This is a genomic window from Lentisalinibacter salinarum, assembly GCF_040706555.1.
Lineage (GTDB): Bacteria > Pseudomonadota > Gammaproteobacteria > Steroidobacterales > Woeseiaceae > Lentisalinibacter > Lentisalinibacter salinarum.
In genome coordinates this window covers 142,302-155,386 of record NZ_JAPDRH010000001.1, presented here as the reverse complement: position 1 = coordinate 155,386, position 13,085 = coordinate 142,302, and the positions used below count along the sequence as shown (strand labels likewise).

Below are 13,085 nucleotides of genomic sequence, written 5' to 3'. Positions count from 1 at the left end.
CCTTGCTGAGTGCACACCCCAGTGTGACGCCGTGTGCCGGCGGTGCAAATCCGTAACGGCCGCGATGCGGCCTATAATGGCGCCGTGACTCCCTCCACCCCGGACGAAGAAGGCACCCGCTCGCAGGACGCGCCGGGCGACCGCCCCGACGAGGCCGGGCGCAAAGTCCGCTTCCTGGCATCGCCGTCCGGTTATCCGGAGCCGGTATCCGCCGTCGAGCCGGTCGAGACCCACTTTGCGTGGGTGTTCCTGACCGAACGCCACGCCTGGAAGATGAAGAAGGCCATCCGGGCGCAGGTGATCGACTACCGGCGACTGGAAGACCGCGAATACTACTGCCGGGAGGAACTCCGGCTTAACCGCCGCCTGGCGGACTGGGTTTACCTCGACGTCGTACCCCTCACCGAGGACCCGGACGGCCGCCTGCATCTCGGCGGCGACGGCCGCGCGGTGGACTGGCTGGTGAAGATGCGCCGTCTGCCCGAGGACGAGATGCTGGAGCAGCTGATCGCCCGCGGCCGGGTCGGCGACGATCAGCTGGCCCGGGTGGCGCGACACCTCGCGGAGTTCTACGCGGACCTCGCGCCGGAGCCGCTGGAGGCCGAGGCCTACGTCTCTCGCCTGCTCGCCCAGAACGACGAGCAGCGGCGGCATCTGGAAGCGCTTGACGACGCACTCGCCGACGACCCCTGGCCCGGCATCCTCGACGATCAGCGCCGCTACGTGCGCGCCCACCGGCAGACGATCGGCGCCCGGGCCGAAGCGGGGCGTATCGTCGAGGCTCACGGCGACCTCCGGCCCGAACACGTCTATCTGGGCGAGCGCTTCGCCGTGATCGACTGCCTGGAATTCTCCCGCGACCTGCGCGTGCAGGACAGCGCCGAGGAAGTGGCCTTCCTCGCGCTGGAATGCGAGCGGGCCGGCGGGCAGGACCTGCGCGACCGCCTGCTGGCGGCGTGGCAGGCGGCGAGTGCCGACACGCCCGAGCCGTCGCTGATGGCCTATTACTTCAGCCGCCGCGCGATGGTGCGGGCCGTGCTTTCGGCCTGGCACCTGGAAGACCCCTCGTTCGGCCGGGAGCACTACATCGCTGAGGCGCGCCGCTACCTGGCTCTCGCCCGGGAGTTCGTCGACGAGGCCCTCGCTGACCAGGACCGGGGCTAGTCTTCCTCCTCGCCCAGCAGCCGCACGAGCGAGCCGTTCTCGTGCAGGCAGCGGATGGCGTCGCCGATCAGCGGCGCCACGCTCAGGGTCGTGAGTCGGCCAGCGAAGGCATCGGTGATGCGGCCGATCGGCGCCACGCTGTCGGTGACGATGACCCCGTCCAGCGCCGGCACCGCGAGCTTCTCGCTGGCCGGATCCACCAGTAGGCCGTGGGTGGCCGCCGCGAAGACGCGGCCCGCACCCAGCTCCCGGCAGGCGCCGGCCGCACGGGCGAGGGTGGTGCCGGTGCTGATGAGATCGTCCAGCAGGATGGCGACACGGTCCTCGACGTGGCCGACCACCGTATCCCCGCTCACCACGTCCCGGCTGCGTTTCTTGTTGATGAAGGCGTCGCCGACCTCGCGACCGAGCGCCTCCTCCAGCGCCTCGCGGAACGCCGTAGCCCGCTTCACGCCGCCCACATCGGGGGAGACGACGGCGATCGGCTCGTCGCCGATGCGCTCGCGAATGTGCTCGACGAACAGCCGCTTCGCCTCCAGGTGCTCGCTGCGGCAGCGGAACGCGTTCTGGTAGGCGGCGAGGTTGTGCACGTCCAGGGTGACCACGCGGTCCAGCCCGGACGACTCCAGCATGCCCGCCACGTAGCGGGTGGTGACGGGATCGCGGCTCTTCGTCTTGCGGTCCTTGCGGGCGTAGGCGAGATAGGGGATGACGGCAGTGAGCCGCCCGGCGCCGGCGTCGCGCAGTGCGCCAAGCAGGAATATCAGCCGGCACAGCTTGTCGTTGACGCTCTGTCCCGGCTCGCCGTAGAGGGAATGGATGACGTAGACGTCGTCGCCGCGCACCGGCTCGAGCGGGCGGATCTTGTGCTCGCCATCGTCGAAATCGCGCTCGCGCAGGCGCGCCGGCAGCGTGCCGAGCCGGTCGCAGACCGCCTCGGCGAAGGTGCGGGAGGTGGCAGGCGCGAATACCTTCACCCTTGAGATGCTAGTCGAGCGGGCCCACTGTTACAGTAGGTACATCAACGGACCGGAGGGTTCCATGGCCCCGCGAGACGCACTGCTGAAACCACACAAGGGCGACGCACTCATCCTGGTCGACGTCCAGAACGACTTCCTGCCCGGGGGCGCGCTGGGCGTGCCGGAAGGCGACGAGGTGATCCCCGTCCTCAACAAATATTCGGAGCTGTTCGAGAACCTGGGGCTGCCCATCGTAGCCACCCGGGACTGGCATCCGGAAAACCACTGCTCGTTCGAGGAGCAGGGCGGTCCCTGGCCGCCGCACTGCGTCGCCGGCACGAAGGGTGCGGCATTCGCCACCGGACTGGACCTGCACGGCGATACCAAGGTGGTTTCCAAGGCAGAGACGCCGGACGAGGAGGCCTACAGCGGCTTCCAGGGCACCGAGCTGAACCAGTGGCTGAAGGAGCGCGGCGTGAAGCGCGTGTTCGTGGGCGGACTGGCCACCGACTACTGCGTCCGCGAAACCGTGCGCGACGGGCTGGTGAACGGGTACGAGGTCGTGCTGCTGGAGGACGCCGTCAGGGCCGTCAACGTCGAACCGAACGACGGCGAGAAGGCCGTGACCGCCATGGAGAAGGAGGGCGCGGTGAAGACCGACTTCGAGCATCTCGAAGCGGCCTGAGCGAAGGAACCCCCGGATGAGCAATCCCCTGAGCCATTCACGCTGGCTCGACCGCCTCGGCAGCCCCAACCTGACCGATCTCTATCAGCTCACCATGCTGCAGGCCTACCGGCACATCGGCATGGACGACACCGCCGTGTTCGAGTTCTTCGTGCGCAAGCTACCCGACCACCGCAACTTCCTGCTGGCGGCGGGCCTGGAACAGCTGCTCGACTACCTCGTCGATTTGCGTTTCGAGGAGCGTGACCTGGAAGCGCTGCGGCGCACGGAGAAACTGGACGATGCCTTCATAGACTCGCTGGCGGAGATGCGCTTCACCGGCGACGTGGACGCCATGCCGGAGGGAACGGCCTTCTTCGGCAACGAGCCCATCGCCCGGGTGGTGGCGCCGCTGCCCGAGGCCCAGCTGATCGAGACACGCGTGGTGAATCTGCTGCAGATGCAGACGCTGATCGCCAGCAAGGCGGCACGCATGCGCCTCGCCGCCCACGACCACCAGCGGCTGGTGGACTTCGGGCTGCGCCGAGCCCACGGGTCCGAGGCAGGCCTGTTCGCCGCACGGGCCGCCTGGATCGGCGGATTCGACGGGACGGCCACCGTCCTCGCCAACGAGCTCTACGGCATCCCGCTATTCGGCACCATGGCGCACTCGTTCATCCAGGCCCACGACTCGGAGATGCAGGCGTTCGAAGACTTCTGCCGCAGCCAGCCCGAGAACACCGTGCTGCTCATCGACACCTACGACACCGAGGAGGGCGCGCGCAAAGTGGTCGAGCTGGCCCGCAAGCTCGAGCCGGAAGGCTTCACGATCCGGGGCGTGCGCATCGACAGCGGCGATCTCTGTGCCAGCGCCAAAGCCGTGCGCCGCATCCTCGACGAGGGCGGCTGCGAGGACATCGAGATAATGGTCAGCGGCGGGCTGAACGAGGACCGCATCGCCGGCCTGGCCGCCGCCGGCATACCGGCGACGGGCTACGGAGTGGGCACGGACCTGGACGTCTCCGCCGACGCGCCCTATCTCGACTGCGTCTACAAGATCCAGGAATACGCCGGCATCCCGCGGCGGAAGAAATCGGCCGGCAAGGCCACCTGGCCGGGCCGCAAGCAGGTGTTCCGCCACTACCGGGACGACGGCAGCTTCGACCACGACGTCATCGGCCTGGTGGACGAAGCGCTGGACGGCGAACCGCTGCTCGGGCCGGTCATGCGGGCCGGCGAACGGCTGGGGGAGCCGGAGCCACTGACCGACATCCGCGAACGCGCCGCGGCGCAGATGGCTGCCCTGCCGCGGGATCTCTCGCTGCTGCCGGTGGCGGCCGATCCCTACCGGGTGGAGATCTCGGACGGGATGCGCGACATGGCCGAGCGGGTGGACAAGCGGGTCGAGCGCAAGGAGTAAGCGGCCGCTAGCCGCCGGCCGCGTCCGCAGGCGGTCCCTTCAGCTCCACGGTGTTGCCCTCCGGGTCCCGGATGTAGATGGACGGCCCGTAGCCCAGCGCGCCGTAACGCTGCACGACTTCGCCGGCCTCCACGCCGTGGGCGCGCAGGTGCGCCAGGATAGCGTCGGCATCCCACGGCTCCACCTGCACACAGAAGTGATCCATGTTCGGGGCATCGTCCGCCGGCGGTTGCGGAAAGTTGCGGCCGAGCTCGCCGTCGACGGCGACGATGTCGATCAGCGAGGCGCCCGCCCGCAGCTGATACAGGCCGATGCCCGTCTGCTCCTTCTCCAGCGGACAGCCGAGCACCTCCCCGTAGAACGCCAGCAGGGCGCCCGGGTCCCGCGCCCGGATGACCACGTGGTCGATGAGGCGGATGTTGACGGGATGCTGGGCAGTCATGTCACGGCACTCCAGGCTGGGATGCGCGCAGTCTAGCACCGGTATGGGAACTTCGAATCCCGCGGCCCGGTTTGAAATTTATTCCTTATATGGTCTATTTTACTCATTTAATGATTGGCATGCGGGGGACGTTGATGGCAAGGACTGGAACGAGGCTGACCATGCTCGGGGTCCTGTACCTGGCGGCCGCCCCGGCCATTCCCCATCCCGACGAAGACGCTCTGCCTTTCCACGGGACTCGCGCAAAGCCCATAGAGCGGACGCCGCCGGCCTACCCGCGCTTCGAGCTGAAACGGGAACGCCAGGGCTGGGTGCAGCTCAGTTTCGTCGTCACGAAGTCCGGCGAGGTGGTCGACCCCATCGTCGAGGATTCCAGCGGCAGCTCGCTGTTCGAGGATGCCGCGCTGGACGCTGCGCGCCAGTGGCGTTTCGAGCCTGCCACCCGGGAAGGCGAACCCATCGAGCAATCGCGCACCCGCGTCATGATCCGCTTCACGATCGACCCGAAGGTACTGGGCGCCACCCCCCGCTTCCATCGTATCCACGCGGAGATTTCACGCTTGCTGGAGGACGGCGAGATCGACCGGGCGAAGCGGCTGATCACGCAGACCGGGAACGGCCGACTAAACCTGTACGAGGTGGCCCGGCTGTGGATGCTGAAGGCGATCGTGGCCGGCGAGGAAGGCGACGAGCGCGCCCAGCTCGCGGCACTGAAGCGGGCCGCCGCGGGAGACGGCGACTATGTGGAGGACAGTCTCTACCCCGGCCTGCTCAGAGCCATCCTGGCGCTTCAGATCCGGCTCGGCGACTACGGCACGGCCCTGGAGACCAGCGAGGAGTACTTCGCTGCAGGCGGCGACGAGGAAGGCCTCGGCCCGCTGGCCGACGCGGTGGAGCAGATCCGCGCCAGCGCCGCCGGGAACGCGCCGATACTCGTCGAGGCCGCCATCGGCGACGCGGCGGCCTGCGACGACTGCCGCACGAGCTGGCACTACCGGCCGCTGCGGCGGGCGTTCTCCATCGACGACGTGAACGGCACGGCCGAACGTCTGGAGATCCGCTGCGACTGGCATCGTTACGACGACCGGGTGCGCGAGGGAATCACCTGGGAGATCCCGGAGAGCTGGGGCGACTGCCGTGTTATCGTGACCGGCGAGAAGGGCACGCGCTTCAACTTCTACGAGCTGCCCGACGCCTGACCCGCGCCGACCGCGAGACACCATGAGACAGACCGCCCGCGCACTGACGCTGACCGTCGGGCTGCTCGCCGGCATGGCGACGCCGACGGCGCTGCCCGCCGCCGAAGCCCCGGTCGCCATCGCCATCCACGCCGGCGCCGGCACCATGAGCCGGGAGGAGACCACGCCCGAACAGGAGGCGGCCATCCGCGCCGAGCTGGAGCAGGCCGTGCGCGTCGGCCACCGGATACTGACGGAGGGGGGCACCAGCCTCGATACCGTGCAGGCCGCCGTGAACATCCTGGAGGACTCGCCGTTCTTCAACGCGGGCAAGGGGGCGGTATTCAACGCGGAGGGGGAGAACGAGCTGGACGCCTCGGTGATGGACGGCGCCACGCTCAACGCCGGCGCGGTGGCCGCGGTGCGCCGCATCGCCAATCCCATCGACCTGGCGCTCGCCGTCATGACCGAATCGCGTCACGTGATGCTGATCGGGGAAGGCGCGGAGACCTTCGCCGTCGAGCAGGGTTTCGAACTCGTGGACCCCGCGTATTTCCACACCGAGCGGCGCTGGCGGCAGCTGCAGGAGGCGAGGAAGGCGGAGACCGCGGCGCGTGCCGGCGAGGCCGGGCGCTGGTATTCGACGGTGGGCGCGGTCGCGCTGGACCGGGACGGCAACCTGGCGGCGGGCACCTCCACCGGCGGTCTCACCAACAAGCGCTGGGGCCGGGTGGGCGACACGCCGATCATCGGCGCGGGAACCTATGCGAACAACGAATCCTGCGCGGTCAGCGCCACAGGCACCGGCGAGTACTTCATCCGCTACGTCGTCGCCCACAGCATCTGCGAACACGTGCGCGACGGCATGAGCATCGACGAGGCCGCCGGCAGGCTGATCCACGAGGTGCTGCCGGCCGCAGGCGGCGACGGCGGCGTCATCGCCATGGACGCCGCGGGCAACATCGCCATGCCGCACAACACCCCGGGCATGTACCGGGCCAGCATCGGCACCGACGGCCGGGTGGCCGTGGAGATCTACGCCACGCCCTGACGGCCTTCAGGCGGCCCGGGTGCCGGCGACGGACTCCAGTTCCGTCAGCGATTCCTCGAGATAAGCGAGCATGCGCTGCACCCGCGGCACGGAGCGGCGGCAGGCGACGACGCCGAAGTCGAGATTGCCGGCATAACTCACGAGCGTGATGCTCATCGCCTGGCCGTGGACGACGATGTTCATCGGGTAGATGCCGTCCAGTGCCGCCCCGTTCCAGTACATGGGCTGCTTCGGTCCCGGCACGTTCGAGATCACCAGATTGTAGGCGGGGAACCAGTTCGCCGTGCCGAGGAAGTTGGTGAGCAGCATGGGCGAGAAGGCGACGGCCGTGAACAGGCTGGCCGCCTCCGGCGAGAGGGTCGCGTACAGGTCCTTGCCTGCCTGCATCGAGGCCTGGATGGCCCGCAGGCGTCGCTCAGGATCCGGGATGTCAGTGGCCAGGCTGGTGATGATGAAGCCGATGGCGTTGGCCGAATCAATGTCGCCGCCGGTGCGCACCGAGATGGGCGCCAGCGCCTTTAGCGGGCGGTCCAGCAACTCGCCCTGGGATTCGTGATAGCGCCGCAGGGCGCCGGCACACATCGCCAGCACCACGTCGTTCAGCGTGGCACCCAGTGCCCTGCCCACGTCGTGCACCCGGTCGAAGGGCCAGGACTCCGCCACCAGGCGCCGGGAGCCGGAGATCTTCTGTGTGAGCAGCCCGTGGGGCACCCGGTGCCACGGCGCCGCCAGCCGGCCGCCCATGCCGAGCCACACCTGACCGTAGCGGCGCAGCCCGCCCAGCACGTCCACCGTGACGCCGAGCTGCTGGCGCAGTGCCTCGGCCACCGCCTTCAGGTCCGTCGGCGAGGGCGAGCCGGCGCCGCTATCGCTGCCGATACGGTGCTTGTAGGTCTCCCAGGCCTGCAGCGACAACGGCGAGTAGTCGACATGGCCTTCCGGCGACGGCGACAGCATGCTCTGCATCAGGTGCACGCCCCGGGTGCCGTCGATGGCGCAGTGATGCACCTTGAAGTAGGTAGCGAACTGGCGCTTCCTCAGCCCCTCGATCACGTACATGACCCACAGCGGCCGGTTGCGGTCCAGCAGGGTGCTGTGCAGCCGCGAGGCCAGCGCGAACAGTTCCCGGTAACGGCCCGGCTTGGGCAGGGCCGCATGACGCACGTGATACTCCATGTCCATATGCTCATCGGGGACCCAGTGCCGCACCAGGCCGGTCCTGCCGAGCAGGCCGGGGTCGAGCCTTTCACCGAACGGCGGCAGCAGCGGGTCGTCGCGGCGCAGTATGGACAACAGCTCCCTCATGTAGCTTCGCTGCGAGACGCCCTTCGGCAGCGTGTAGACATTCAGCGCGCCCACGTGCATGGGCGTCTCCCGGTTTTCCGCCAGCAGGAAGTTGCTGTCTGCGATACTCAGCCTTCTCATCTCGGTCCCCGTGGCTTGCTCTCTGCCTGGCGCCCTCTTGCAACGCCCTTTTCGATACTGTATTCCTCGAAGCAATAACAAGAAAGCGTGATGCCTTTCGTTGCCCCGGCGGCGCAAGCACTCGCACACTGTGAAAGACACACTGCAGGTATGGCCTGTCGCCGCTCCCCGGCGGCCCCGGAGACCCCGAATGTCGACAGCGCGCTGGCGCCACACCCGGGCCCTCGTCGCCCTGACCCTCTGCTTCGCCGCTACGGCCGGCGCGAGCGAGTCGTTCCCGCGCCCGGCGGGCCTCGAGCCGGACATCGCGTTCTGGACTCATATCTACACCGGCGTGTCGAGCGAAGGCGGCGTGCTGCACGATGCCCGCAACCTGGCCGTGCGCTACGAGACGCTGGACTTCGACGGCCGCAGCCGCGGCGCCCGTTACCGGGAGATCCGCGAGCGCCGCGATCACTACCGCCGCATCCTGGAACGGCTGGCGGGCGGCAAGCGCAGCGGTCTCTCCGCCGACGAGCGGCGCGTGCTGGCGCTGTGGCCGGAGGACGTCAGCAACCAGCGACTCGCGCAGGCTGCGCGCGAGGTGCGATTCCAGCTCGGCCAGTCGGACCGGTTCCTGGCCGGGCTGCGGCGCTCGGGACGCTACCGCCCCTACATCGAGCAGGTGCTGGCCGAGCGGGGGCTGCCGGAGGAACTCGTCGCCCTGCCCCACGTCGAGTCCTCCTTCAACCCGGAGGCCTACTCCAAGGTGGGCGCCGCGGGCATGTGGCAGTTCACCCGCTCCACCGGGCGGCGCTTCATGCGCATCGACCATGTGGTGGACGAGCGACGCGACCCCTTCCTCTCCACCGTGGCGGCAGCCCGCCTGCTCGAGAACAACTACGCCGTCACCGGCAGCTGGCCGCTCGCGCTGACCGGCTACAACCACGGCGTGGCCGGCATGCGCCGGGCGGCCCGCCAGCTCGGCACCAGGGACATCGAGACCATCGTGCGCGACTACCGCGGGCGCGCCTTCGGCTTTGCCTCACGGAATTTCTACGTGGCGTTCCTGGCGGCGCTACAGGTGGATCGGCAGCCGGAGAAGTACTTCGGCGATGTCGCCTTCGAGCGGCCCGAGCGGCACGAGTTACTGACGGTGGACAACTACACCAGCGCGCGTGGCCTGGCCGGCGCGCTCGGCATCGGCGTGCGTGAACTGGAGCGCTACAACCCCGCCCTGCAGCACACGGTCTGGAGCGGCAACAAGCACATCCCCAAAGGCTTTACCCTGCGGCTGCCGACCGGTGCATTCGGCGGGGATATGGAAACGCTGCTCGCCGGACTGGGGCCGGACACGGTCTTCGCGCGCCAGCTGCCGGACGTCATCCACACGGTCGCCCGGGGCGACACGCTGTCGGGCATCGCCACCTTCTACGACGTTAGTGTCTCCGACCTCGTGGCCATGAACGGGCTGCGCAGCCGGCATCATATCCGGGCCGGACAGGTCCTGCGGCTGCCCACGGATGAAGACACCGTCCGTCTGGCCGCCGCGGCCGCCAGCACACCGGCGCCCGTGCCGGCCCCGGCGCCGGCCGGCCGCGGCCGCGGCGCGCCCGGCTACGACACCGCCCTGGTGGCGGCCGCCCTGATCGGCCCCGAACCCATCGACGGACCCGTCGGCGGCGCCGAGGGCTTGCCGGAAGACGAGGCCGGCAGCGGTCTCGCCACGAGCCAGACGGTGCTGGCGGCGGACCCCGCCGACTATTCCGTGGCCGAGGATGGCACCATCGAGATCCAGGCCATGGAAACCCTCGGCCACTACGCGGACTGGCTGGGCATCCGCACACAGCGGCTGCGGGACGCGAACGGCTACAGCTTCCGCCGCCCCGTGCGCATCGGCGACCGGCTGCGGCTGGTGTTCGAGGACGTGGAGCGGCAGGCCTTCGAGGAACGGCGGCTCGCCTATCATCAGGATCTGCAGGAGCGCTTCTTCCGCAAATACCGCATCCGCGACGCAGTCGCCCACCGCGTGCGGCGCGGCGAGTCGGTATGGCTGCTCGCGCGCCGCGACTACGACGTGCCGGTGTGGCTGCTGCGTCAGTACAACCCCGACCTCCAGCTCGACCGGGTGCGGCCGGGCATGAGCATCCAGTTTCCGGTGCTGGAACGCCTGCAGGGGTCGGGCGAGGCCCTGCAGATCGCAGACTCGGAACAGTAGCGCCGCGGCTCCGCGTATTTTCGGTTCCGGTTTCCGGCCTCCGGTTCCCGCTTCACCGCACGGTCGGCACGCCTCGTCGCGGACCGCCAAACCATGGGAACCACCCGCGCATCTCACTTCCTGACGGTCACAACGCTCAGGAGGACTGCGTCATGTACACCAGGATCACTCGTCACACCGGAGAGCCGAAACCTCGGCTCGCCCTCATCGCAACGCTGCTCGGCCTGCTCGCCGCATTCGCGGTGGCCGGCGCCGCCCGTGCCGGCGACGGCGGCGTCACCGTTCGCTATCACGCCACGGACCTGCAGGACGTCCTGCTGGCCGGAAAGCTCTATGGACGGCTGGAGGCCGCCGCGGAGCAGAGCTGCAGCGCGCCGGGTCGGCGCTCGCTGGCCCGTATGGCGGCCGAGCGTGAATGCACGGCCGAGGCGCTGGAGCGCGCCGTCCGGACCATCGACAGCCCCGTGCTCTCGAGCATCCACGCGGCCAGCGACGGCGCCACGAAGCTCGCCCGGCGCTGAGTCCGGTCCGTGGGTCGCCCCGACGGCCCGGTGGCCTGGCGTCGTCTCCCCGGAGCGTCAGGCCACCGGGCCGTCGGCTACTTTCCCGGATGTCGGGTCGAGCCGTCGGATCAGGGCGCCGTCTGCAGCCGGCGCACGTTGTCCCGGTAGCCGCGACTGAGCTTCAGCTCCTCGCCGCAGGTAAGCGCCACGAAATATTCCCCGTTGCGATGAGCGCGCAGCTTTGCGACCCGGTGGCGGTTGACGATGGCGGAGCGGTGAATGCGCACGAAGTCCGCCGGGTCCAGCAAGGCCTCCAGCTGCTTCATGGTGCCACGCATCACCCAAGTCCTGCCGTCGGCATGGATGCACATGTAGTCACCGGCCGCATCCACCCAGTCGATGCCGTCCACCGGTACGAAGGACGTCTCCCGGCCGTCGCGGATGGTCAGGCGCCGCGGGTAGTGCGTCGATTCCCTGCCGGCCTCCGTGAGCGCGTCCTCGAGACTGAGCTCGCGGCCCGAGATCTCGCACACCAGTCGCAGCAGCCGGTCGCGGTGCTCCCGGGCGCGGCGCTGCGCCACACGCCGGTGGGCGCGCGCGATGGCCTCCGCCAGGCGCTCGTCGTCGATGGGCTTCAGGAGATAGTCGAGCGCACTGGCCTCGAAGGCGCGGATGGCGAACCGGTCGTAGGCCGTGACGAAGATGACCGCCGGCATGTTCGTGCCCGCCAGCCGCTCCAGGACATCGAAGCCGCTCATGCCCGGCATCTGGATGTCGAGCAATATCACGTCCGGGCGCAGCGAACGCACGGCTTCCAGTGCCTCCCGGCCGTTGCGGGCGGTGCCGCAGACCTCCACGTCGCTGCGCCGCGTAAGCCGCAGCTCCAGCCCCCGGCGGGCCAGGTCCTCGTCATCGACGATCAGTGTGCGCAGGGTGGTCATCGGTGCGGTATGGGATCTCCAGATGCGCGGCGAGCCCACGCGGTTGGTTCTCGGTCAGGTGGAACGACTGTTCGTCTCCGTAGAGGTGCTGCAGACGCTCACGCACGTTGCGCAGGCCCACGCCGCAGGAGCGTCGCGTGTCTTTCGCCGAATCGCCACCTTTCAAAGCCTGCAGACCGGGGCCGGTATCCGCGACGGTGAGGGCGAGTCGGCCGTCCCGCCGGCTCGCGGCGATGCGCAGCGTGCCGCCCTCCTCCATCGGGCTCACGGCGTATTTGATGGCGTTCTCGATCAGGGGCTGCAGGATCAGGCTCGGCACCAGAGCCTGCAGGGTATCGTCCTCGATGTCCCACTCGACGATGAGCCGGTCGCCGAAGCGCACCTTCTCGATATCGAGGTAGAGATCCAGCGCACGCAGCTCCTGCTCCAGGGGCACGAGCCGCATCGGGTCGGCGTCGTCCAGCGTATGGCGCAGGAAGTCGCTGAGCCGTGACACGGTGCGGTTCGCCCGCTCGTTGTCCCGATCCAGGATCAGCGTGGAGATGGCGTTCAGCGTATTGAAGAGGAAGTGGGGGTTGAGCTGATAGCGCAGCATGCTGAGCTGCGCCTGGTGGGCGGCGGCCGTCGCCCGCAGCGCCTTTTCCGTCTGCTCCTGCAGCATGCGGTAGTACTTGATACCGAAGTAGAGCCCGCTCCAGCAAAGCAGGATGTAGAAGGATCCCATCACGCCGCCGACGTAGTCGGTCAGCGCCGTCGGCTCCCAGCCGTCCTTCACCAGCGTCCAGTAGCTCTGGTTGACGACTACGCGCCAGACGAGCGCCAGGGCGTAACAGGCGGCCACGACGCCGGCCGCCATGACCAGCGGCGGCTGCGACCAGAGACGGCGGTAGAACAGCCTGAGGGGCAATGTCAGCAGGAAGCCGGTGACGGCGGCGCCGGCGATCACCAGGGAATAGGCGTCCGGCTTCTCGTAGACCAGCGCGCCGAGATAGGCGGCGAGACCGTACCCGACCCAGCCGCCCGTGTTCAGGATCCAGAACAGACGCCTGCGGTCGCTGAGCAATTCATCGGGTTTCATCGGCACCTGTTCCGGCACGCTCGTAACCCCCAGTATGTCACGGCCGACCCGCGGCTCCCGCAC

Annotated in this window: 12 protein-coding genes; 7 read left to right on the top strand and 5 right to left on the bottom strand. The window is 69.0% G+C overall.

The genetic code is table 11. The features are described from left to right. Positions 1 to 42: 42 nt before the first annotated feature. Positions 43 to 1,164, top strand: a complete 1,122-nt coding sequence (locus tag ACJMKZ_RS00615; RefSeq protein ID WP_405231197.1) for a hypothetical protein — start codon at positions 43 to 45, stop codon at positions 1,162 to 1,164. Here ACJMKZ_RS00615 and ACJMKZ_RS00610 read toward each other — a convergent pair. Next, positions 1,161 to 2,141 (bottom strand): ribose-phosphate diphosphokinase, encoded by a 981-nt coding sequence (locus ACJMKZ_RS00610; RefSeq protein ID WP_405231195.1) that lies wholly within the window; start codon positions 2,139 to 2,141, stop codon positions 1,161 to 1,163. The two genes, ACJMKZ_RS00615 and ACJMKZ_RS00610, sit on opposite strands and share 4 nt — an antisense overlap. Before the next feature lie 64 nt (positions 2,142 to 2,205). Here ACJMKZ_RS00610 and ACJMKZ_RS00605 point away from each other — a divergent pair, with 64 nt between their 5' ends. Both ACJMKZ_RS00605 and ACJMKZ_RS00600 read left to right on the top strand, forming a co-directional pair. Then, positions 2,206 to 2,808, top strand: coding sequence for a nicotinamidase (locus tag ACJMKZ_RS00605; RefSeq protein ID WP_405231193.1), 603 nt, complete (start codon positions 2,206 to 2,208; stop codon positions 2,806 to 2,808). Positions 2,809 to 2,824: 16 nt separating this feature from the next. Further along, positions 2,825 to 4,207 (top strand): nicotinate phosphoribosyltransferase, encoded by a 1,383-nt coding sequence (locus tag ACJMKZ_RS00600; protein ID WP_405231191.1) that lies wholly within the window; start codon positions 2,825 to 2,827, stop codon positions 4,205 to 4,207. Between the two features lie 7 nt (positions 4,208 to 4,214). Here ACJMKZ_RS00600 and ACJMKZ_RS00595 read toward each other — a convergent pair whose 3' ends face one another. Next, positions 4,215 to 4,649, bottom strand: a complete 435-nt coding sequence (locus ACJMKZ_RS00595; protein ID WP_405231189.1) for a VOC family protein — start codon at positions 4,647 to 4,649, stop codon at positions 4,215 to 4,217. 161 nt (positions 4,650 to 4,810) lie between these two features. On the opposite strand from ACJMKZ_RS00595, the gene ACJMKZ_RS00590 reads away from it, so the two are divergent. Together ACJMKZ_RS00590 and ACJMKZ_RS00585 are read left to right on the top strand one after the other, a co-directional pair. Beyond that, positions 4,811 to 5,848, top strand: coding sequence for a TonB family protein (locus ACJMKZ_RS00590; RefSeq protein ID WP_405231187.1), 1,038 nt, complete (start codon positions 4,811 to 4,813; stop codon positions 5,846 to 5,848). Positions 5,849 to 5,870: 22 nt separating this feature from the next. After that, positions 5,871 to 6,878, top strand: a complete 1,008-nt coding sequence (locus ACJMKZ_RS00585) for an isoaspartyl peptidase/L-asparaginase family protein (RefSeq protein WP_405231186.1) — start codon at positions 5,871 to 5,873, stop codon at positions 6,876 to 6,878. Positions 6,879 to 6,884: 6 nt separating this feature from the next. Here the strand turns inward: ACJMKZ_RS00585 and ACJMKZ_RS00580 are convergent, their stop codons facing one another. After that, entirely contained in the window at positions 6,885 to 8,303 is a 1,419-nt protein-coding gene (locus tag ACJMKZ_RS00580; RefSeq protein ID WP_405231184.1) for a WS/DGAT/MGAT family O-acyltransferase, read from the bottom strand. Positions 8,304 to 8,493: 190 nt separating this feature from the next. Between ACJMKZ_RS00580 and ACJMKZ_RS00575 the strand changes: the two genes are divergently transcribed. Both ACJMKZ_RS00575 and ACJMKZ_RS00570 read left to right on the top strand, forming a co-directional pair. Further along, positions 8,494 to 10,500 carry a LysM peptidoglycan-binding domain-containing protein gene (locus ACJMKZ_RS00575; protein WP_405231182.1) on the top strand — a complete coding sequence of 669 codons (2,007 nt, stop codon included), beginning with the start codon at positions 8,494 to 8,496 and terminating at the stop codon, positions 10,498 to 10,500. A 152-nt stretch (positions 10,501 to 10,652) separates the two neighbouring features. Then, a complete protein-coding gene (locus ACJMKZ_RS00570) occupies positions 10,653 to 11,021 on the top strand; it encodes a UrcA family protein (RefSeq protein ID WP_405231180.1) in 369 nt (122 codons plus the stop codon). A 110-nt stretch (positions 11,022 to 11,131) separates the two neighbouring features. Here ACJMKZ_RS00570 and ACJMKZ_RS00565 read toward each other — a convergent pair whose 3' ends face one another. Together ACJMKZ_RS00565 and ACJMKZ_RS00560 are read right to left on the bottom strand one after the other, a co-directional pair. Continuing rightward, complete coding sequence (locus tag ACJMKZ_RS00565; protein ID WP_405231179.1) at positions 11,132 to 11,944, bottom strand: LytR/AlgR family response regulator transcription factor; 813 nt, start codon at positions 11,942 to 11,944, stop codon at positions 11,132 to 11,134. After that, entirely contained in the window at positions 11,913 to 13,022 is a 1,110-nt protein-coding gene (locus ACJMKZ_RS00560) for a sensor histidine kinase (RefSeq protein WP_405231178.1), read from the bottom strand. Before ACJMKZ_RS00560 ends, ACJMKZ_RS00565 begins: the two co-directional genes overlap by 32 nt. Positions 13,023 to 13,085: the final 63 nt, after the last annotated feature.